Source organism: Flagellimonas hadalis (assembly GCF_007785775.2).
GTDB lineage: Bacteria > Bacteroidota > Bacteroidia > Flavobacteriales > Flavobacteriaceae > Flagellimonas > Flagellimonas hadalis.
The window spans coordinates 41659-65846 of the sequence record NZ_VNIK02000010.1 but is presented as its reverse complement, the minus strand read 5'-3'; the positions used below and the strand labels follow the sequence as shown (position 1 = coordinate 65846).

General features: G+C 47.3%; 12 protein-coding genes. 2 read left to right on the top strand and 10 right to left on the bottom strand.

The window, feature by feature from the left end; genetic code table 11:
* Positions 1–23: 23 nt before the first annotated feature.
* Positions 24–371 carry a winged helix-turn-helix domain-containing protein gene (locus FOT42_RS13850; RefSeq protein ID WP_151891129.1) on the bottom strand — a complete coding sequence of 116 codons (348 nt, stop codon included), beginning with the start codon at positions 369–371 and terminating at the stop codon, positions 24–26.
* Between the two features lie 190 nt (positions 372–561).
* Here FOT42_RS13850 and FOT42_RS13845 point away from each other — a divergent pair, with 190 nt between their 5' ends.
* Positions 562–1842, top strand: a complete 1281-nt coding sequence (locus FOT42_RS13845) for an NAD(P)/FAD-dependent oxidoreductase (RefSeq protein WP_151891128.1) — start codon at positions 562–564, stop codon at positions 1840–1842.
* 246 nt (positions 1843–2088) lie between these two features.
* Complete coding sequence (locus FOT42_RS13840) at positions 2089–3390, top strand: PQQ-dependent sugar dehydrogenase (RefSeq protein WP_226789904.1); 1302 nt, start codon at positions 2089–2091, stop codon at positions 3388–3390.
* Between the two features lie 89 nt (positions 3391–3479).
* Here FOT42_RS13840 and FOT42_RS13835 read toward each other — a convergent pair whose 3' ends face one another.
* The 9 genes from FOT42_RS13835 to FOT42_RS13795 all read right to left on the bottom strand — a co-directional run bounded on the left by FOT42_RS13835 (position 3480) and on the right by FOT42_RS13795 (position 24171).
* Entirely contained in the window at positions 3480–14267 is a 10788-nt protein-coding gene (locus FOT42_RS13835; RefSeq protein WP_151891127.1) for a T9SS type B sorting domain-containing protein, read from the bottom strand.
* Positions 14268–14595: 328 nt separating this feature from the next.
* Positions 14596–15615, bottom strand: a complete 1020-nt coding sequence (locus tag FOT42_RS13830) for an LLM class flavin-dependent oxidoreductase (protein ID WP_151891126.1) — start codon at positions 15613–15615, stop codon at positions 14596–14598.
* Between the two features lie 37 nt (positions 15616–15652).
* The gene (locus FOT42_RS13825; RefSeq protein WP_151891125.1) at positions 15653–15922 is read right to left on the bottom strand and encodes an ArsR/SmtB family transcription factor; all 270 of its coding nucleotides are present in this window, start codon (positions 15920–15922) and stop codon (positions 15653–15655) included.
* A gap of 176 nt (positions 15923–16098) precedes the next feature.
* Positions 16099–17577, bottom strand: a complete 1479-nt coding sequence (locus FOT42_RS13820) for a sodium:solute symporter family protein (RefSeq protein ID WP_151891124.1) — start codon at positions 17575–17577, stop codon at positions 16099–16101.
* Between the two features lie 39 nt (positions 17578–17616).
* Positions 17617–18561 carry a dihydrodipicolinate synthase family protein gene (locus FOT42_RS13815; protein WP_226789903.1) on the bottom strand — a complete coding sequence of 315 codons (945 nt, stop codon included), beginning with the start codon at positions 18559–18561 and terminating at the stop codon, positions 17617–17619.
* A gap of 19 nt (positions 18562–18580) precedes the next feature.
* Positions 18581–19753, bottom strand: coding sequence for a sialidase family protein (locus FOT42_RS13810; protein WP_226789902.1), 1173 nt, complete (start codon positions 19751–19753; stop codon positions 18581–18583).
* A gap of 27 nt (positions 19754–19780) precedes the next feature.
* The gene (locus FOT42_RS13805) at positions 19781–20908 is read right to left on the bottom strand and encodes an exo-alpha-sialidase (protein WP_192938400.1); all 1128 of its coding nucleotides are present in this window, start codon (positions 20906–20908) and stop codon (positions 19781–19783) included.
* A 199-nt stretch (positions 20909–21107) separates the two neighbouring features.
* The gene (locus tag FOT42_RS13800) at positions 21108–22478 is read right to left on the bottom strand and encodes an arylsulfatase (RefSeq protein WP_192938399.1); all 1371 of its coding nucleotides are present in this window, start codon (positions 22476–22478) and stop codon (positions 21108–21110) included.
* 49 nt (positions 22479–22527) lie between these two features.
* Positions 22528–24171, bottom strand: a complete 1644-nt coding sequence (locus tag FOT42_RS13795) for a RagB/SusD family nutrient uptake outer membrane protein (RefSeq protein WP_151891121.1) — start codon at positions 24169–24171, stop codon at positions 22528–22530.
* Positions 24172–24188 lie beyond the last annotated feature (17 nt).

The following is a 24188-nucleotide window of genomic DNA, read 5'->3' as shown; positions in this document are numbered from 1 at the left end:
AATTGGCAAAAAAATCAATCCGATCATATCAATTTGAGAAGTTCGGCTTGGTGTTCCTCAATGGTTGCCTCCACATGATGAATTAGCGTTTGGAAAGCAGCCAGGACCTTTTTGCCGTTCGTGGTCAGTTCGGCACCGCCTCCAGTGGTTCCGCCTTTGTGTAGCGTAACATATGGGTGTTGTCCACGTTCATTAAGGTCGTCGATCATGGCCCACGCCTTTTTGTAGGACATGCCCATTTCCTTGGCCGCTTTGGACAAAGACCCATTTTTTTCGATCAGGGCCAAAAGTTGGACCCTCCCAGGCCCAAAGAATTTTTTCCCATCAATATCTATCCAACACCTGTTTCGAAGCTGTTTTGTATTTTTCATTGACTGACCTTTTGATTTATTGGTGAATGGATGTTTGATCTTCCTGAACACTGATTTGCATCTAAGATATGGATTAATCTCCATGGCCACCATGGAGCCCATGGATGTTACCTATCAATTTAATTTATTAAACCAGTTTAAGAATAAAGGGATATTATACCCGTATTTTTGAAGTAAAGTTTTTTTTTTGATGGAAAATAAGCAGAAAGTTGTTGTTGTGGGAGGTGGGTTCGCCGGACTTGAACTGATCAAGGGGCTGGGGAATTCCAAAAAATACGAGGTCATATTGGTGGATGTGAACAACTATAATTTTTTTCCACCATTGATTTATCAGGTATCGACTGGCTTTATGGAACCGTCTGCCATCAGCTACCCGTTCAGGAGAATACTTAGAAAAAGCCCCAGTGTTCGATTCAGATTGGGAAGTCTGGTGAAGGTGGTGCCCTCGGAAAACATGATTGTCCTGAACAATGGTGATTTGCACTATGATATCTTGGTGATGGCCACAGGGGCGGAGAGTAATTTTTTCGGCAATGCGAACGTCGAAAAATATAGCTTGCCCATGAAGACCATCAGTGATGCCTTGTCCCTTCGCAATACCATTCTGACCAGGTTGGACCGAGCCACCCGTTTGCCCAATGTGGCAGACCGCAGGCGCTTGTTGACCTTTGTCATTGCCGGTGCAGGCCCCACGGGTGTTGAACTGTCCGGGATCCTGGCAGAAATGAGTACTTCCATTCTAAAGAAAGACTACCCAGAGTTGAGCCAGGAAGACCTTGGCGGAATCTATTTGATCGATGGCCAAGATGCCGTACTGGCGGCCATGTCGCCAAAGTCGCAGCAATATACCTTCAAAAAGCTCAGGCAGTATGGGGTAAAGATCAAGCTCAACACTTTTGTAAAGGACTTTGATAATGAAAAGGTCCATTTGTCCGATGGCTCCGAGATCCAGACCAAAAACCTGATATGGGCTGCAGGGGTTTCGGCCAAGACCTTCGATGGATTTAAAAAAGATAGTTTTGGAAAGGGCAACCGTTTAAAGACCAATGCCTATAATTTGGTGGAAGGTTACGATAATATCTACGCCCTGGGGGACTGTGCATTGGTTTCCGGTGATGCGGACTTCCCACACGGACATCCCCAATTGGCCCAACCAGCATTGCAGCAGGCCAAGAATTTGGCCAAGAACTTGGAAGGAAAGAGTGGAAAGTGGGTCCCATTTAGATATATGGACAAAGGATCTTTGGCCATTATCGGAAGAAATAAGGCCGTACTGGACTTTCCGGGCCAAAAGAGCTCCATCAAGGGGTTTTTGGCATGGCTCATCTGGATTTTTGTGCACATCATGGGATTGGTCAACTTCAAGAACAGGATAAGGGCCTTTTTCAACTGGATAGGTTATTACATCTACAGGGACCAATATTTCAGGATGATCATCAAACCCAAGGATCGGGAAAATAGCAATACTTAAATTTTGGGTACCTGTTGGTTCATTGTTTTTAGCATCGGGTAAGGTAAATCAAAAAGTATCCGATACATGGTCAATTCCATCAAACTTCTACAATAGGGAGTACATAGGTCATTTAAATAATAGGAGAAGACACTTTTTTATATGCTTATGGCCTTTTTCGAGTAAAAATCACAAGATTTCTTTCCAAAAAGTTAAAAAAGAGGCGTTGTCGATGTGTGTTTGGTAACTTACTGAAAACAGCAGTCTATGAAATTTTCAGTAAAGCATATCGTATTGATAGGCCTTTGTCTTTTGTTGGGGACCATGATATATTCTTGTGGTTCGGACAATGGGAGTCCAGTCCCAGAAGCAGAGGATCCCAACCCCAACGAACCTGAAGATCCGAACGATGACGACCCTATGGATCCTGATGAAACACAAGACCCAGTGGAAACCAATGATCCCAACACAGATTATTCGCCCGCATTCGAGGGACAGACCAGGATCAATGGCGTCACTACGGAGACTACGTATACGGTCACTGTTTTTGCTTCGGGACTGTCCAACCCTTGGGGAATGGCCCACTTGCCGGATGGACGTATTCTGGTCACGGAAAGGGCGGGAACCATGCGTTTGGTGTCAACCTCGGGAAGCGTCGGTTCCCAGATCACTGGTATTCCTGCGGTCAACAGCTCGGGCCAAGGTGGTCTTTTGGATGTTGCGGTAGACCCAAATTTTCAGGAAAACAGGATGATCTATTGGTCTTTTTCACAAGATGGAGCAGGAGGCACGGCCACAGCGGTGGCCAAAGGAAGGTTGTCGGACAGCGAAACCGCCATTGAGGAAGCGGAAGTGATCTATACCGCTATACCCGAATTCGAAAGTACTGCCCATTATGGATCACGATTGGCTTGGGATGGCGAAGGAAATCTATTTGTCAGTACAGGCGATAGGTCAAGTACGGTCACCCGAGGGGAGGCACAGGAATTGGATGCCGCTTTGGGCAAGGTGCTGCGGATCACTACAGATGGCGCACCCGCAAGTGGAAATCCCTTTACGGATGAAAATGGGGTTCTGCCCGAGATATACTCTTATGGGCACCGAAATGTACAGGGATTGGCAGTACATCCTGTAACCGGGGAACTTTGGGAATCCGAGCTCGGTCCCAGGGGCGGTGACGAGGTCAATCGCATTGAAGCAGGGGCCGATTATGGCTGGCCTACCATTTCCTATGGATTGGAATACAGTGGAGTGGCGATTGGTTCGGGCATTACACAACAAAATGGTATGGAACAACCTGTTTACTATTGGGATCCTGTGGTGTCGCCAAGCGGTATGGATTTTTACTCAGGAAACTTGATTCCGGAATGGACCAACAATTTATTTTTGGGCGCTTTGAGTGGCCAACATATTGTCCGTTTGGTAATCGAGGACGATAGGGTTGTGGGCGAGGAACGGTTGATGGAAGGCGAAGGCCATCGTTTCAGGGATATATTGGACGGGGCCGATGGGGCTCTCTACGCCCTGACGGATGGTGGTGGTGCGGTGATCTATCGGATAGGTCTATAATATTTTCAATGGGAGAATTCCCGAGGGATCAAAAATAAAAGGGCCGCATCAATTTTGATGCGGCCCTTTTGGGTTGGATATTTAGTGGGTTATCTGTATAGGGTAAAGTGCCCTACGAATTCCCTGGTATCCCGATCTCCATTGAGTTTGATGATGTACCAATAATCTCCCATTGGTAGGTTGGCATCGTTGTAATATCCGTCCCAACCTTCGGTACCCTGGACCATTCTGTAGAGTTTTCTACCATATCTATCAAAAATGGAAATGGTGATGTTTGGGAAAATTTCAATGTTCTTGGGTATCCACCGATCATTGAGTCCGTCACCATCAGGAGTGAAAAAGGTTGGTATTTCAATGTCGATGAATTCCATATAGATCTCTTGGGTGACACTACATCCATTTTCATCGGTCACGGTCACACTGTAGGTATCGGTCCGTGTGATCAAGAACGTATGGTCACTGGACATTATGGCATCATTCGCATTGATTTGGAAGGTATAGTTTGGATTGCCTCCCATGGCCTCGGCCGTAATCTCATTGATGTTTTCATTACTCAGTTCCAAGGTAAGCGGTTCATAATTTTCAACGGTAAAGTCGAATGTACGGATACACCCATTGGAGTGTGCAATGGTAAGGGTATGTTCCCCAGGGGTCAAGTTGTTGAAGTCCGGATCCAAGACCAGATCGTTCGGGTCATTGGAATCCAGGCCATACATCAATTCTTGGACCACAGATGCATCCTCCATCTGGATGGCCAGATAGTTGGTGGGCAAATTGCCGTCACACTCATAGACTACGTTCACCGTACCCGCCAAGTTGACCCCGGATTCTATGGTGAATACCTCGTAGATGGTACAGCCGTTGGCATCCCTGATGAAGGCCACATGCGTGCCACTTGGCAGATTCCCGTAGCTCATAACGCCTTCCGTGAAATCTGCATCTGCATTGGAATTCAAGCTGGTGCTATAGGGTGCAGTGCCTCCCTGAACATCCAGATATACTACACCGTCTTCGCTACCAAAGCAGACTTCATTTTCGGTGGTCACGGTTGCTGTCAAGGCCTGTGGTTCGGTCAAGGTAAATTCGAGCACGTCAAAGCAACCATTGGCATCCTGTACGATCACTGTGTAATCCCCTGCGGCCAAGTCCGTGAAACTTGCGTTGTCATCAAACTGGTTCAGGTTGGGTGAAATGGCGTATTGGTAGTCTGCGGTCCCTCCTGTAACGGAAAGGGTTATGGTTCCGTCATCAGCCCCCATACAGCTCACATTCGTGGAGCCAGAGGTTATCATAAGAGGCTCTGGTTCAACGACGTCAATGGCCGTGGACACCCATTCACAATCCACACTGGTCACCCCAATATAGTAGGTGCCCTGCGGCAATCCACCAAAGAAACCGTTGGTATTCGTTGGGGCTGCGGACGAGCTTAGCGCCGCATCGTAGTAAAGCCCGTACACATAGCTGCCCAAGCCACCCGTGGCGCTGGCGGAGATGTATGCGGTACTGTCCCCGTTACAATTAATAAACCTTCCACTTAGGTCTATTTCCACGCTCAAAGGTGCAACTTCTTGAATGGTTATGGCATTGGAAAGGACAGGTTCACATCCATTGGCGTCCATAATATAATACTGATAACCTGTGGTGCTAGGCGACACGGGGAAGACATGGGTGTCACCACCGTCCAAGTTGGTATAGGGCCCTGCCTCGGTAATACTCCATTGGTATATATTTCCAGGTAATGGTGTACCCCCCGTCACGGTAAGGGTCAATTGGGCATCCGTATCGCAGGTCAGTGCACGGGAAAGCACCAAGGTTCCCCTCACGGGCTCAGGGTCTTCTATCACCACTTCGTTAGTGGTGAAGGTACAGCCTGCTCCGTCCAAAATAGTAATGGAGTAGGTCCCTGCGCCCAAGTTGTTGAAGGTATTCGAAGTCTGTGTGACCGAAGTTGAGGTGATGGTTCCGTTTTCAATACGGTTCAAACTGTATAGTACAGTGCCCAGACCTCCAGAGGTCAATGTTGCACTGATACTACCGTCCGTATCTCCAACACAATCCAAAGTTTGGGTGGCCGGAGCTATATCCGCCATCAATGGATCTACGGTCTGAATGGTTCCGCTCAATGTGGTGTTCATACAACCCACGGCATCGGTCACCTCAATGGCATAAGTGCCATCTTCCAAATTGGTAAACACATAACTATACACTCCGGTCTGGGACAATCCCAAAGAAGGGATGGAAATGGTATAGGGTGCCACTCCACCTGTAGGGGCAACGGACAACCTTCCCTGATTATTGGAACACGAGGCATTTCCTATTTCAGTGATATAGGCATCCAAAGTGGCTTCCGCTCCTCCAACGGTGACCATGGTCTCGTCGGTACATTCCGGAAAATCCAATTGGGTCACCACGATGCGATAGCTACCTTTTGGTAGGTCGATGTTACCGCTTGTGGTACCCGTACCACTTCCGACTGGAACGAACACTACATCATCACTGGTATTGGAAAGGGTTCCATTGGTGTCGTACACTATGAAGGTAAACCCACCGGAATAGCCGCCGATCAGTTCAAAATGATATTGGGCGGAGTCCCCGGCACAGATTACGGGATTATCTTCGATCATATCTATACCAAATTGTGGAATTTCCTCCACTAGATGTGTCCTGACAATGGAACAGCCTGTCACCACATTGGTAATTCTGAATGAGTGCAGGCCAACCTGTAATCCACTGAACGTCCCAGTGGTGTTGGTGGTTCCTGTGGACACTTCCTCAAAACTGTAGTTGTGTGGACCCGCTGTTGAATCGCTCAACAAGCCATCAGCAGTGATGGTGATGGTCTCACCACCATTGGAACAATCGATATCGTCATCAACATGTATAGTGGCATCTTGCAATTCATCAAAAGGATCGATCATGACCGTGGTGGTGCCGACACATCCCGAATCATCGTAAACATTGATGGTATAGGTCCCTCCTGAACGGTTGGACACAATCAATTGGTTATTGTTCCCATCTTGTGCAACGTTACTCGAAGGATCTACAAATTCATATCGAACGTAAGAGCCCGTTCCTCCTGCAATGGAAGAAGAGTTTACGGTGATGGAGGCATTATCTGGATTGTTGCCCGCGGCGCAGCCAAACTGAACCACATCCGCAGCAGGAATGGTCACTGCAATGACTGTGGGCTCCCCAATTGGGATTATGGCAGATTCTGTGGTACAACTGTTGGTTCCAGTTGCCCTTACGATATAATCTCCTGGGGCCAATCCTTCAAACCTACGTAAAGCTGCATTGTAAGTATAATCGGTTGGATTTATGGGAGTCAAGGTAGCATCCAATAGTTCGTAGGACAAGGGCGTGATACCGTTGTCGGTCTGTACCAAAGCTATGCTTCCGTCCGCAGCACCATTACAGCTCACATCCGTTGGGGTGGCTGTGAAGTCTGGTTCAATACGGTCTGGGACCACAACGGTAAATGTCCGTTCGCAAGCTTCGTGATCTGCTGTGGCATCCACAAAGATTTTGATTTCATAAGTCCCAGCAGTTGATGGGTGGTATATAGCAGAGCTGCCTCCCATGGCTGTCTTGAAAACTTCCACTGAAGAAGTAATCAAATTTCCAACGGAATATTCATAGGTGCCAGAACCTTGCAATACTTCAATTTCGATTGTTCCATCGGGTGTTCCTGAACAATCCAACAATTTGGTCAATTGGGCACTGGCCTGCAAAGCAGGATGGACGGTGAACGTGGTCTGGGCCACTGAACAGCCATTGGCATCCATCACATAGAAATCATAATCCCCTGCGGCTACGTTGGTAAATATACCTCCATTGTTTAAAAAGGTCGTCGGAGCGCTGGCTCCTGCTGTCACCATAGCGTAGCGGATACTTCCGGCAAGGGAAGAGGCCGTAACGGTCACTTCCGCACTGCCATCGCAATTGGTCACTTGGATATCATCGATAGTAGGATTGGGGGTCAAGGTCATTGCGACGGTATATGGAGCACTTGTAGTACATCCATACACATCGGTCACGGTGACATCGTAATCCCCAGCGGGTGAGTTTGCAGGTATTTCTATTGGATTTTGGGAAGTTCCCATAATAGCAGAAAAGCCTGCTGGTCCTGTCACATTGAAGGTATAGGGGGCCGTACCTCCATTGATGTTGGTCACTGAGATCAATCCAGGTTGGTTGCACCCGATTTCCCTTGTGGCCGTTGCAGTCGCAGTGATGGGGAGTTGTTCCTCTATTAATACATTTTCACTGCCTCCATTACAGCTATCCACATTGGAAGCATCAACTTGGGTTACTTCGATATAATAATCACCAGGGGAAAGGTTGATAAAATCAATGGTAGATGAATAGGGCACATTGCTGGCTGATGGACCGCCACCACTGACTTCTAACGGAGTGGCATTACCCACTTCAAAGAGTTCCCATCTCATTTGAGGTTCCGCAGTATCAGGATTCAAGGTAAAACTGATGGAACCATTGTTGGCACCATTACAGCTTGGCGCTACGGTTTCTGCAATTTCTATGGGAAGATCTACACCGGGTATTTCATTTACATTTCTATCACTTTGTCTAATACAACCATTGATATCCTGAACGTAGAACACATAAGTTCTTCCTGGGGTCAACCCTGTAAATATATAAGGGTCTCCAAGACCTTGTGGAGGAGAGGTCCATATAGCAGTTGAAGGGTCAAAATTCAAAGGATCTTCGGTATAAGTATAAACATAGTCAGGAGTTCCTTGCTCTCCTTGTACAGTGACCTGTAGTTCATTACAATCGACAACAATGGCTGATATGGAAATATCCAAATCATCCAAAGGATAGGTCAGGGTGTATCTTGGCAAATCATATCTACATAGGGTGTTACCACTACCATCCACGGTTCTGATGGAAGGGTACACTTCATCGCCAGAGGTGAGCCCTAGATTGTCAAAAGTATCACTGGTTCTCCAAGTACTTCCATTGTCGTGACTGAACTGAAGTGTTCCATTCAATCCGGATGTTGGGTATCCTGTAAAACTAAATCCTATGGCAGGTGTACAGGTTCCGGTAGTGAACTCGGTGATGACATTGGCTGTCAATGCAGGCGGGTCCACTATATCAATAGGAGTTTGGAAGAGAGTACAACCCATGCCATCTGTAATTCTGATCTCATAGCTGCCGGCCACCACATTGTTGAAGGTATACGATACATTGGCCAAATTGGTTACGGAGGACAATTCTGTTGCTCCTTGGTACAGTGCATAGGTGAACGGGCCTGCTTGTGCAATCTGGGCCGCAGAAAGGCTTCCTCCTCCTACGAGTTGCACATTGGCCACAATACTGCCATTACCACCATTACAATTAGGGTCTTCTGCAACAGCATCCACTTCCCATTCCACGGCGGGGTTTACGATAATATCTTCTTCGACGACCTCACAATACCCAGGGTCCCCATTACTATCACGCACATAGAGGTCAAACCCTGTTGGGTTTGCAGTGGCAGTGGCATTGTCAATAGGGAAATTGATTGTTGCCCCAAAATCAGTTGGAACCGGTGTTGCCCCATTGGGAACAAGGGCATAGATCAATATTCCATTGCCTCCCGAAGCAGTTACTTGTATAGATCCATCGGCACAACTGCTCACATCTGTTGCCGTAACATTTACCACTAATTGTGGTTCAATGGTCACTGGGGTGGCCACATCGGCGCATCCCAAAGCATCCTTTACATTTACCGTATACGTACCATTGGAAAGTCCTGTAAAGATATAAGTGTTGGATGTAGCTGGACTTGGTGCCTGCCATGGACCGCCATCGATTTGGAAGAGATAGCCTCCGTTTCCTGAGGTCACCGTAAGTTGTATGGTCGCATTGTTCCCCCCATCGTAGCAAGTGGTGAAATCCACATCATATGCCAACAGGTCCGGTGCATCCAAGGTGATGGTTGCGCTTCGTGCTTCGCATCCGTTGATGTCCCTGGCGACGATCACATAATCTCCTGCAGCCAATCCATTGAAGCTGTTGCCGGATGCATTGGGGAAGGGAACCAAATTATTGCCCGAACCGTCCTCCAAAGCATATTCGTAAGTGGGTGTTCCCCCGGTTACGGTCGCTTGAATGGAGCCCAACGGATCGTTACAACTGGGATTTTGCAGAATGCTGGTATTTATGGAAAGAGCCGCTGGCTCATCGATGTCTTGATTCAGGGTGATGGAACAAGCAGTATCATCTGCTTTGCGAACCATCACACTTTGTGTGCCGGAAGGCAATGACGTTGCCGTGGTCACTGGTGATGTTGTGGAAGTGATCCAGTTGGTCCCCCCATCTATGGAATACTCAAATCCAGCGGTTGCATCAAAGTTCTCCACTTCAAAAGTGATGGAACCATCGTTTGCTCCGTTACAGCTAATGTCGGTATGTCCTAGAACACCAGCGCCAAAGGCATTGCCAGATTCGATGACCACGGGGATGTCCATGGTTCTTGGACAGGTTTGTGGAATTTGTTCCACCAGAATATCGTCTATGGCCACATCGTTTCCACTGTTGCCACTTTTCTTCGAGATAAGTATAAAATCCAGTTCTTCATGGATTCCTGGATTGATGAAAAATTCAAATTCGTCATGCCAGGCCCTATCTTTGGGAATATCGTGTGTCTGAACTTCGCCAATTACGGTGCCGGTGCCTGGAACCCGCATTTGCACATAAATATCGGGATCGAGTTGGCTACCGCTCCCGAGCAAGTTGATGGCCGCAAAGGAAATCCGCATATCTTGATTTGGGATGATATCCTTGATTGCCTTCCTATAAATGATTTGGGTAGGTGTTGGCGTTCCTACGTTGATGACCAGATAGCGTCCATTGGGATCTGCTCCATTGCTGGTATGGTCCATCGGTCTGATCCATGGCCCAAACGGAGAAACAATATAATTGGTTATGGAATATTCAAAATCATTGATCTGGGTATTGCTGCCCACTTGGTCTTCGTACGTATATCCATAAACATAAGGGCTGGCCACAGTAGGCCCACTTCCAAAATCCTCGTGCAAAAGCACACTTGGATTAGGCGGATCATTCTCCGTATATTCCACAGTTACCGTATAAGTGCCAGGGGCAATTCCTGAAAAGGTACCGTCCGTAGAACTCGTACTGGGCGCCGTATTGATGGTGTAGTTGTAATCGTAAATGGTTTGATCGGCCGATAGGACCACATTTCCATTGCCATCACAATCATACGCTAGATCCAAATCAAAGTTTGGGATAGGTAGTGGTGGATCTATGGTGATCGGCAATGTGATCTCGCATCCACGGGAATCCCTGGCAATAAGAATGTGGTTTCCGGGAGGCAATAGACTGGTCCTCACCGATGGATCCATAGGGTCGTCCGCAATGAAAGAACTTCCTCCATCAAAACTGAACTCATAGGGTGCCGTTCCACCTTCCACGTTGGTAAAGCGGGCCTCAGAATTCCCATTCACATCACAGGTCCCTGTACTTGAGATACCCGCATTGGCCTTGAAGGTCTCCGGGTCATCCAAAGTAAAGGTGGTTTGGTCTTCACAGCCGTCCTGACTACGGACCTGTACAGTATAGGTGCCGGGCGATAGGTTCACAAAGGTCGGGTCCGTCTGTTGGGTGGCCCAATTGTCTATACTGAAGGCGTAAGGAGTCTGTGCTCCTGATACGTTCATGGTGACCTGGCCCGTATTGGATCCTTCGCAGGTAATTTCCGAATCAATGGTAGGTGCAGCAACGGTTAGTCCGCCCAAATCGTTTATGCTAACCTCATTGGAAAGAGCGAAACAGTTGTTACTGTCCACGATCACAAATTGATACGTGCCATTCTCTCCTGAAGGGAAATTGAACACTCCGGGAGCAATGGTGTCCCGTTGGAACTCATTGATCGGAATCTCGGTGATATCATTGTATGGTGCGACCCCGTCCTTTTTCCAAATGGCATAGGAATAGCTCGGCAACCCTTGCGAAGGGGTCAATGTAATGATTCCATCGGTACAGGTGATATGTTTGGTGATCGTTGCACTGACCACTGGATCGGGGATATCAATGATCGAGAAGGTCTCGGTCACTTGGCATCCGTCATCTGTGGTGACCACGACCACGTAATCTCCATCCGTGAGGCCTGAAAAAGTATGGTCGCTGCTGCTTTGTGCCAATGCCTCTCCTGCTGGACTGCCAGGAGCTCCTGCGCCGTTGTCAAAGTAGAGTCGGTAATGGTAATTGGCTCGTGCCTCTCCGGCCTGTATCCGCACACTTCCCTGTCCGTTACAGGTTACAGGAACCGTGGAAAGGGCCAGGGTCAGGTTTCGTTCCCTTATCCCTATATCTTCCGTGCTGAATACACAACTTCCATCCAAAGGATCTCCGGTCATGGGATCCAATTGGGTAAACTCCACACGGTAGGTCCCAGAAGTATCAATAGTGAAGTTGGGACCGTTGTTCGCAGCATAAGGGACCACTACGGAACCGGAGTTGGCATCCACCAACTGGAAACCATATCCAGAACCAACGTTCTGTATGCGAATAAATCCATCGGTGGAGCAGAAAATATCCTGACTGTCATAGTCAAAGTCCAGATTGTTCTGGAACACATCAAAATAGAATATACTGTTACAGCCACCAGAGTAGGAGAGGACCAGTCGGTAACGACCCTCCGCATTTGCGGTGAAGGCATTTCCTGTGGTCACTTGGCTCCACGTACAGCCCATTTGGTTGTTGGGACAGTCGGGTCCGGTTTCGGCACAACTGCCCTCGTTAAGCCTTTCCCACGAGATGTTCTGGGCATCGGTGATGTTCAATAGGATGTTTTGGGTGTCATTGGCACCACAAAGGAATATTTTGGGCAATGGAGATCCATCATTGGCACAGGTGACAATCTCACCTTGGATATCGTTGTTAGGGTCCACATCACCATTCAGCGTATTGAAGTAATTGATGATGGGGTTGGTCTGCGTGTTCCCAAAACGGGTCACCTCGGTGCTCTCAACATTGGTGCCGCAGGAAGCGGACTCTTTCACCACGAGATAAAACCCAGTTTCCTGCACGGTGATGGTGGTAGGATCGTTGTCAGGGTCACTATCGTTATAGACTGTGTCGGAAGCATCCAATTGGCCATTTTCGTTGAGGTCCCTGTACCAAGTGTAGGTATCGTAACCTTCCCCGGCGGTGATCTCTGCACTGGCACCGCAGATCTGCACCTCACTTTCAAAACTACAATTGGTAAGGTCGTCCAGAAGGAAATTGGTGGCCCCCACGGTCACAAAACCACAGTTGTTCACATTGGAAACACTGGCATCCCCTAAACCGGTTTGCCCACTTGTCACGCCATCATAGGAGGAAAAAGCGGTATTTTGTATGGTTGAACTACATGCGGCCACAAAATCATGGCAATTATCGGAAACCTCCACCCTGATCCGAATCTCATAGGTATTGCTCCCTTCGATGACCAAAGCATCCGGTATTTGGAAAGTCACTTCCCTGTCATTGGCAGGATTGGTGCTCATGGTGGTGCCCGGAGCACCGGTTAGGTCAACATTCACCAAGGAAACATTTTCTGGGAGAATGTCCTGGATCGTAAAATTCTCGGCATCATCGTTGCCACGGTTCCAGAACCGCAGTACATACTCCAAGGATTGTCCTAGGTTCACACCCGCACCGGTAATGTCGTTGCCCGCCAAATCTTCTACCTTTTTCTCCACTAGGATCTCTGGGTTGATGATCTCCACGGCAACGGTGGTCAAAAACAGGATAACACCTTCACTGGAGGTGCTGATCAGAATTTCGCCACTATCATGATCGTTGGGCAATACGTTGTTACTGGGATTTGGGAGTTTCAAAATATCCGCATCCCATCCCAGGGTATTGCGGCTTGCCGGGTTTCGGGTGTCCACCCAACTCCCTTGGTTACTGATCGTACTGTTAAAAACATTATTGCTTGGGTTGATGGCATCGCTCAAATAGGTCCAACTGGCCGTATTTGAAGCGCGAAACCTCATACTGGGGCCCGTTACCCGATCCCCATCGATGGTACTGGCACCTATCACGGCATTTACGGGAAGTGGGGCTGGTAATGTCCTAAATCCGCTGAACGGAAAGTTTACGCTTGAGTAGGTGCTCCCCATGGCAGCATAGCCATCAAATGTGGAGATATATTTACTGGTGGAGTTCTGGTTCTCATAAATGACCACCATGGTCCAGCCTGCACTCACGTTTTGTTGGTTGGTGGAAGCCACTACGTTTGCCACCGTGTATTCCCCATTGGGATCGGCCAATCCGGAGAGCAAATGGGTCACATTGGCATAGTTAAGATAGGATGTCATGTTCACCCCGCTCAGATAATCCACATCAACCACACCTGGATCGGTCAATCCATCCCCATCACGGTCACCGTCCTTATCATAGATCTGTTCATATTCGAACACAGGGTCGCTGCCCGGTCCAATATCGATATAAGAGGAACTGCCTGGAATCTTGAATTTCACCGATTTGTAAGGGTCGTCCCTATCCGTATCCCTATAAATACCACCCCAATAGAGACCTGCATATACCACTGCCGAGCATGAAGGTGCATTCAATTCGGCACTACTGGAACTGAATGTGCTGGGATCACCATCAATATCGATGTAATTCATGGTGACATTCTGGTTGCTCGAACTGCCATTGTAAGCAATGTTGGGGTTACTGCCCGTGCTGACTATATTGTTGGCCACATAGACCAAATCTCCCTTTACTTTGATATTCCCTTCGGGCAACCTTGGGTTAAAAGGCACCGAAAGCTGTGCATGGGCTGTCGTCACAAATGCAATGAGCAACAAAAAGGCAAAAAGAATTTGGGAGGTCTTCGTTTGAGGTTTACAAGACATTCTTAAATAGGGTTTGGTGTGGTGTAACAATGCATTTTCAAAGCTATTCCAGTAAGCCTTAGTCCGAAATCTTATGTTGTGGACATGCCTGAATTTGTTGTAAACCTTGGCTTTTTTAAGGGTTCGCTAGTTTAAAACCCTGATTTTATGGGGTGTTTTGTAGGGGAAATCGCAGTATTTGGATGATTTTCAGAAGCTTGATGTAGCAATAAATGGTATAAAAGCAGAGATTCAGTTCCTGAGAGTACTTTCGAACTGGGTCTGTATGATTGTATTTTATATAAGCCTGATAGGACAACCCATCGGGCCCGATGAGCAGATAGGAGCCTTACCTATCCCCGTTGATCTCTGACATGATTTCACCAAACAATTGGACGGATTTGATCCTGTCCGCTATAGCGTACATAGTGGTAACAATTATGAGCTCATCCACTTGGGTCTCCTCCAAAAATGCTTGGATCTTTTTTTTGACGGTCTCCTTGCTCCCGATGAACGAATATCTTGCCATTTGATGGATCCTGGGGTGCTGCATGATCTCTTTCAGGTCAGAAGTCATTTCTTCTGTTGGTTCCTCAATATAAGGTGTACTTGTGCCCGACAGAATGTTGATCACCAATCTTAAATTAGAGGTGTACAATCTTTCGGCCTCTCGGTCCGTATCCGCAACAAATACATTGATCCCAGCCAGGACATAAGGTTCCCCCAACGAAGCAGAGGGCTCAAATTGGTTGCGGTAGATGCGTATCGCATCGTAAAAATGTTGGGTGGAAAAATGGCTCGCAAAGGCATAGGGCAGTCCTTTTTTTGCCGCCAAATGGGCACTACTGGTACTGGACCCCAAAATGAAAATGGGCACGTCCATACCTTCGGCCAGCGTGACCCTTACCTTGGCCGACTTATTTTCCTTGGAAAAGTAGTTCTGTATCTTATCTACATCCTCCGGAAAGGAATGCGTCGCATCTATAAACCCCGGTTTTATGGCACGTGTCGTCTCAGGGTCGGTGCCGGGAGCCCTTCCCAATCCCAAATCGATACGATCGGGAAACAAGTGGGCCAAAGTCCCAAACTGTTCCGCAACGATAAATGGGGAGTGATTGGGAAGCATTACTCCACCCGACCCGACCCGTAAAGTTGAGGTGGCCTGTGCCACATGGGCCATCAGTATGGGCGGTATACTGCTGGCAATCGCAGGCATATTATGGTGTTCGGCAAACCACATGCGCTTGAAACCAGCTGCCTCTGCTTCTTTTGCGAGTACCGCGGTGTTGGCAAATACTTCTCCAATACTACTTCCCTTGCTCACTGTGGCCAGTTCCAAAATGGAAAAGGCTATTTTCTTTACATTCATATATTTATATATGTCTATATGTTGTCCAAATAAAAAATCATAATTTTTCCAAAGCCTTCAAATAGCTGTCCCATACGTCCTTGTTCAGTGAATAGTAATAGAAGCGTCCCTCTTTTTGGGGTTCTATCAAATCCGCTTCCACCAATTTTTTGATATGATGGCTGATGGAGGGCTGGGAAAGGTTCAGAAAGGAAACAATGGTGCTGCACTCCAGTTTGTCCTGACTGGATTGGATGGCCTTCAAAATCTTGAGTCGGTTGACATCGCTCAGGGCCTTGGATATTTTTTCAACGCTTTTCAGGTTCAAAGTGCGAGCAGATATATTGATACATGCAAATATATCAATTAATTATCATTCCAGATGCTAAATCAATACCGAACAAACAACAAAAGAGGCTGCCCTTTTGGGCAACCCCTTTATAAACTAAACTCAAAAACAACTAATGCCTGACTGTAATGTACGTCCCTGTGCTGTTTGACGAATCAGCCCACATTAATTTTCTTTTTACCGATCAGTGACACCAAAAAGCCCACAAGGAAAATGGTAACTGTGCCAAAGACAATGGTCAAATAAGTATGGAAGCTGTTCCCAAGCGATTCTGGCCCCAGAAAAATATTGGAAAGGCTCAACCAAAGGATAACCATAAGTCCGGCTATGACACCGACGATTGCCCCAATGGAATTTTTGTGTCGTGAAAAAATGGCCAAGAGGAAAAGGCCCAACATGCCCCCACTGAATATGGAGGCCAGTTTCCACCAAGCATCTAGTGCACTCTTTACGTTGATCATGGCAATGGCGATGGCTATTCCCAAGACACAGATCACGGTAGATGAAATGTAAAGTACACGCATGCGCTGTTTGTCCGTTACCGGTTTCTTTACGAACTTATTGTAATAATCCGTAAGAAATACCGTGGCGGAACTGTTGAAACTGGTGGAGATGGTACTCATCCCGGCCGCAAAAATGGAGGCGACGAGCAAGCCGCTTACACCGGCGGGAAGCACATTCACTATAAAATAAGGAAATACCCGATCGCTCATATTTTCTCCTTGCAACTCAACGGGCAATGTGGCGGCGGATTGATAGTAGGCGTAAAGTGCGGTCCCTATGAAAAGGAACAGAGCGGATATGGGAACGTACAACAATCCCCCCATCAGGGCCGAACGTTGGGCTTCCTTGTCCGATTTGGAGGCCATATACCGCTGCACATAGTTCTGGTCTATGCCATAATTTTGAAGGTTGATAAAGATCCCATAGACCAAGACCACCCAAAATGTTGGCTGGGAAAGGTCAAGGTTAAAGCTGCCCAATCCAAACTTTTCATTGTCCAGGGCCACTTGAATGACCTGCGAAGGTCCTTCGGGCATAGAGAAAAGTATGTAACCCACACACACCACTGCACCCGCGATCAAGATGATTCCCTGTATGGCATCCGTCCACAGCACGGCAGAAATGCCGCCGAGCATGGAGTACAAGGTCACCACCAGCCCCGTGAGTATGATTATGGTGGTAATGTCCCATCCTGCAATGGCATTCAGGGTCAGTGCCAAGAGGTACAATATGGTCCCTATCCGCATCAATTGGGTCAGCAAATAGCAGAACGACACATATACCCTGGCCCAAGGACCATACCGTTGCTCCATGAAGGTATAGGCCGATGGGCTGTTCACCTTCCGGTAGAGGGGGACAAAGAACCGTGCCGCGATATAGGAGGCTATGGGCAGGGAGAGACTGAACACAAAGGCGTTCCAATTGGACTGGTATGCATTGCCTGGCAAGGCCAGATAGCTGATACTGCTCACAAAGGTCGCAAATATGGACATCGTGATCACCCATCCTGGGATGTCGTTGTTCCCTACGGTGTAGGAGGAGGAGGTCTTGGTCTTTTTAAAGAAAGAACCTCCAAAAACCGCGATACCCACGATATAAACAAAGAAAACGATGATATCTAATGTGTTCATTGAATTTTGGTTGGTTTGGTCAATCCATTTCCGATGATGTTAGGATAGGATCTTGTTCAATTTTTTATTGATGAGTTCCAAATTGTTTTTGATCTGTTCCATTTCTTTTTCCAAGAACGGTTTTAGGGGAGGGGCCAGATAGTTTCCACAAATACCCAACAATGAAGCGGCTCCTTTCAACCCCTTCAAATAGCTTGAATCGAACCTGCCCACGGTATAGAGCAGTGACGAGATTTCGAGGATCTGTCGTTGCAATACCTTGATGGTGTCAAAATCGTGCGCCAGTGCTGCTTCGTACATCCGCACATAAAGTTTTGGAAAAAGGTTTGCACCTCCGTTCACCCCTCCATTGCCACCCATCAGGACCGTTTCGGCCATGATTTCCTCAGGACCCACAAATAGGGCAAAATCATCCTTCTTGATGGTGTATCTCAATTTCTGGAAATATACGGTATTCGCCGAACTGTCCTTCAACCCAATAATGTTCTGATGTTTTGACAAACGCTCCGCTGTATCGATGGACATGGATATCTTGGTCATGGAAGGCATGTTGTACAGAAAGATGGGAAGTTTGGAACGATCGGCCAGATCCCAGTAAAATTCATAGAGTTCCTCCTGGCCCAATTGGAAATAGAAGGGGGGAGCGGCCACCACGGCATCTGCCCCAAAATCATGGGCGAGCGATACCAGGTTCAGACTCTCCTCGATGGAAGTGTCCGTTATGCCCACCAGAATGGGGACCCTACCATTCACATGGCTGGTGGTCTCCTCGATGAGTTCCCTGCGGGTCTGGTAACTGAGACTGGTGGATTCCCCGGTCGTACCCAAGATAAAAATACCATGTACACCACCATCTATCATGTGGTCCACTAATCGTCTAGTTCCTTCATGGTCCAAAGTCCAATCGGACAAAAGTGGGGTCAGCATGGGAGGAATAATACCATGGATGGTCTTTGGGTTCTTTTGGTTCATTGGTTTGCTCATTTCTAACAGCGTTGAAAAATTACAGCTTTTGTGGATCGATCACCACGTGTTTTACGGTTTCTCTCAAATAGGTATAGGTAATATGGACCATGCCATCCGATGCTTGGATGACGGCAGGGTAGGAGTAACCGGCAGGATTTCCTGATTCCGCTTCCAAGGTCATTACAGGCTCCCATTGTTTTCCATCTTTTGAAATGGCCACGTTCAGCATATTCCTATTGTTGGGTTCCTTTCCTTTTTTGGTGGTATGGTTGTACACCAACAGTTGTGTCCCGTCGGAAAGGGTGACCGCATCGGTGCCCGAATTGGGGTTGGGCAGTTCGGTGGCCGTCACTTTGCTCCATGTTTTCCCTTGGTCGGATGACCAGCTTTCCGCAACTACATCTTCCCGGGTCCTACAGAGGACCTGCATTTTTCCGTCGGCATAGGTCAAGATACTGGGCTGTATGGCATCAAATTCGACCCCGTCATTGATAGGGCCGACCACTTCCCAAGTTTTTCCAAAATCCTTGGTCAGTTCAAAATGGACCTTCCAGAAAAGTTCATCATCATCGTTTTCGACCTCTGAACTGGAGGGACAGATTATGGTACCGTCCTCCAACTGTATAGGTTTGTTTTTCACAGGGCCCAATAAATGGCCCACTTTTTCATCGGTTCCCAATTTGGTGGGCTCGGACCAGGTCTTGCCATCATCGGTGGAGGTCATCAGCATGCCCCACCATTCACGGGCACTTGGCCCCACTTTATAGAACAGCATCAACGGACCTCCTTTGGGCTGGAAGAGTACAGGGTTCCAGGTGGGATATCGCAACGTATCGTTCTGGACCCCATTGACGACTTCTTCGGGCCAGGTCCATTTCCCATCCACCAATCTGGATACCCGGATGCCCACATCAGGGTTTCTTTCGTGAGTCCCCGCAAAAAAGGCACTGACCATGCCGGAGGGCGTCTCCACTATAGTGGAGGCATGGCATTGAGGTGTCGGTTTGTTGTCCAAGGGATAGATGAGTTCACCTTTTATGTAGGCTCCTTCGCCCGGTTGTACCAACGGGGGCAAATGGAATTTGCCTGTGATGTCATTGGCCACCTCGGTGGAATCGTTGTTTTGGTCTGTTTTGTTCGTCTTGTCCTTGCAAGAGAGAAAAACAATGACCATCATAGGCAATAGGCCATGTAGCATTTTTTTGATCATCTTCTAAGTTTAGGATTGGTTGGTCATCTAGTTGAATTGTGCTGGGTCGAACATGGTATAGGCAATGTACCGGTATGGTTTGTCCTCTTTGGTGAGGGCATTGTTCCAGTAATATACCATTACGATCTTTCCATCTGCATTTTGGGTGATTCTAGGGTAGCCCGTATCCCGGTTCGCACCATCATCACATCGTAAGGTAATCTCATCGCCCCAAGTTTCCCCATTGTCCTTGCTGAACCTAACGTGTACTCTGGAACCATATTCGCTTCGGAAGATATAGCCCAAGGCCAATCTACCATCCTTTAGTTTGGTCAATGCCGGTGGTGAACCTCCTCGTCCAGTATAGGGAGTCGGGTCTTTGAGTCTTTTCCATGTCTTGCCATTGTCTGTGGAGCGGTAGGCTGATATGTAATCCACCCCGTTTTCGGTTCGGGTCCTTATGGTGGTGAACAGTTCTGTGTCCGAAAGACGAAGGGAGGAAGGCATGATGTCGAAACCACCATGCTCTGGGGTGATCCAAGATTCAAGGTTCCAGGAGAGCCCGCCGTCAGTGGTGCGTACCAAAGCGACCCTTCCTTCTTTTCGGTTGGATTTTGCCGTGGTCACGAACAAGGTCATGGACTGTTTCCCATCAACAATATAATCGGTACGGTTGGCTATTCCGGAAATCCCCAGATCAGGGAACTCAAAAGCACCTTCCCAAGATTTGCCCTTATCCATGGAATAGTAGAAATGGGAGGGGCCATCATCGTTGTTGTGTCTGAGGAACGTCAGGATAAACCCAGGATCGGTAAAATCCTTTATGGGCTTGGTCATGGGCACGGGCCTAACCGCTTCCTTCTCTGGAATGTAATTGTCGTGACCCCATGCTTTCTGTCCTGCTTCGTAGGCATCGGAAATTTTCCAAGTCGATCCACCATCCAAGCTCCGGGCATATTTGTTCCGGGAGGTTGAAATGTCATAGGTGTGCAGCCCCCTGTTCTCTGCATAGTAGGAGGCTTCCACAAAACCTATCAGGATTTCGTTGTCCCAAGTCCATATCCCGTGGTTTGCAGGCCAACCGCCATATTTTCCATCTTCATAAAATACCACGCCGTGTTGAACTTGATTTCCGTCCGTTTGTGCTGAGCCAAAAGTGACAAGGCATAGTGCCATTGACAATAGTCTTAGAGACTTTATCCTGACTCCTGAATTATTTTTGTTTTTTTTCATTGTTTAGTTGAATTATCATATTGTTATTGTGCATCGAGTGTTTAATTCTGGACATTCGATCTTAAAAAGATCAAGTTTTTGAAATTCTGATCAAAGACAAGCATGAATCCCGAATGAGTGGGATATTTTTTGTCCCATCTCTTTATTTCTTCATTTTCATTGGATAATCACTTGATGGAACGTAAGCCTCTTTTATGAATGACTCGAGTTTTAATAGAACATCCTTTTCTTTTGATGCCAAGTCGTTCTTTTCACCGGGGTCAACATTCAAATCATAGACTTCCAGTTCAGTGCCTTGTCCATTTCGGACCCCCTTCCAATTATTCCATCTTACCGCCTGCATAAATATTTCCCGGGAATGTCCATAATCCCAATATAGATATTTGTGCAATGGCGATTGTTTTTTTCCCAACAATGTAGGCAATACCGATACTCCGTCAATCTCCCTTTCAAAAGGCAGATTTGCAATTTCAGCGGCTGTTGGCAAAAAATCCCAAAAAGCCCATACTTGGTCCGAAACCGTACCAGCCTTGATTTTCTCTGGCCATCTGACGACCATGGGTATTCTAATGCCTCCTTCATACATGTCTCGCTTGCCGCCTTTATATATTCCATTGCTATTGAAAAAATCAATGTCATGGAGAGTCGATCTATTTGGACCATTGTCGCTCGTAAAAAAGACAATGGTATTGCTGTCGAGACCCAATTGTTTCAATTTCTCCATGATCTGTCCCACGCTCTGATCAACCATATCGACCATAGTTGCATAGTTTTTCTCCACCTCGGGCCAATCTTTGGAAGCGTACTTTGCATTTGAAGGAACAATATGCGAATCTGCTGTTCGTTCATCGTAATCGGAAAAATGTGGCAACGTCAAGGATAGGTACAGGAAAAATGGATTTGACTTGTTGTTATCAATAAACTTGATCGCCTTATCCATAAAGATGTTGTGCGTATATGCCCCTTTCTTTTCACCTCGATTTTCGAACAGTAGATCGATCTTTTCGTTTTCCCACATGTAATCGGGGTAATAATAGTGGGCCTGATCCTGATTGAGTTGCCCATAGTAGTAATCAAAACCTTGATAGTTGGGCACCCCCCACGAACCAGGATTTCCAAGGCCCCATTTCCCCACTCCTCCAGTTTTGTAACCGGCTTGCTTCAATACTTCGGCAACCGTGAGATCATCTGGCAATAAGAAAACCCCATGTGGAATATTGTCCCTTACCCGATTATGGCCATTGTGCATACCCGTCATTAAGGAGGAGCGGGAAGGTGCGCATACCGATGAGCCCGCATAAGCTTGGGTGAATCGCATACCCTCTTGGGCAAGCTTGTCTATGTGGGGTGTTTCAAGTATTTCTTGTCCATAACAACCTATGTCACCAATACCTAAATCATCAGCCATGATAAAAACAATATTGGGCTTTGTTTTGACCTGCACCTGGGCAACCATCAAATTTGACAATAAACAGATGAAACCTAGCAGTACCTTGATATATCTATGAGTCATAATGTTGTTCATTTTAAAGTTTCGTTAAACAACTTCACTTTTAGATTGGCTAATAACCAGGATTTTGTGATAGTTCAGCTCCAAAGTTGGCATCAATGGCGGACTGGGGAATGGGCCACAGGTTATGATAGTCCTGAATTGTGCTTCTCCATTCTTCCTTCAGCCCATATTGTCTTACGCGCTCCACTAGAAGTCCCATTCTGATCAAGGTTTTCCTTCTTCTGCCTTCGTACATGAGTTCCCTTGCCCGTTCATCCAAGATATAATCAATAGAGACATCCCCAGCAGCAATAGGTGTTGCATTGGATCTTTCCCTTATGGCATTGATATCTTCCGCTGCCAGGTCGGGCTGTTCGTTCCTAAAGTAGGCCTCTGCCCGCAATAAATAGGTTTCGGCCAATCGGTATACGTAAACATCTTCCTGTGTGCGCCCAGAATTGTTGATGCCCTGCCAAGGAAGCCCTTCTATTTTCATGGGGTAAGGATACATGCTCCGCAATGAATCTTCTGCTACCGTGGGTGGCTGCGTGGGCTGTCCAAAAAATGCGGAGTTTGGGTTGTTGTAGACGAAATCGCGTCTAAAGTTGAACTTGGAATTCCGGATATCGTTCGCATCGTCCCAGATGTCATAGATGGCATAATTGGTTCCCCTGACCCTTCCAACACCTCTGTTGAGGCTGTCTGTGGGCACATTGGCCAAACCATTGGGGTCGGATATCCTGACCAAAAAGGGAGCCATGTTCCTTATGGCCCTGTTTCCTCCCTGTGATCCACCGCCGCCTTCAACAAAGGGTTCAAACTGCCATACGTAGATGGATTCCATGTTCCCAGAGCTCCTGTTGAAATTGCCAGTGGCAAAAAGGTCGGAATAGACATCGCCGGGTTGGTCAGCACTCACCCCAAAACGGTTTTCCATCAGATGGTACAGATCGGAATCGATCACATTGGAAGCACTGGTAATGGCATTTTGGTATTCCCCCAGACTGATATAGACCTCTGTGAGCAAATGGTCTGCGGCTGCCTTGACAATCCTTCCTTCTTTGGTCGAAGGTACGGTAGGGGGCAACCACTGGGAGGCAAACTCCAAGTCTTCCTTGGCAAATTCATAGACTTCTTGTCTACTGGCCCTCACATAATCAAACTTTGGGGCGGTTTCCACAGTCTCCACAATGGGCACACCGCCGTAGAGGTTGGCCAAGAAATTGTAGGTGTATGCCCTAAAGAACCGTGCCTCGGCAACAACGGCATTTCTTTCGGCCTCGCTATCCCAAATATCGGCCCTTTCAGGGTCGTTCGCATAGCTGATGATGATATTGGCCTGAGCGATCATCTTGGTGTATGCCCAGTTCCAATTGGTGGCTACCTCTGGTGTCACAGGGGTCAGGTAGGACACCCAGTTTCGATAGGTGAAATATTCCGCCCCCGCATCTTCGGCAACATCTGTCCCGGGGAAGTTGGTGATGTAATAGGTGTTATCGTCCTGCACACATTCTTCCCGGGCGTTCCTTACCAAACCGATGAGGTAGGCTTCAAATCCGTTCTTATTGCTTAGGACGGCATCATCATTCAGGGAAGACAAAGGTCTTTCCTCCAACAGTTCGTCCTCATTGCACGATGAGAAACAAAAGATCATGGCCATCGATGCCAAAAGCATCAATTTTCTATAGTCTGAAGATATTTTGAAAGTCAACATAATGTCTTTATTTATTT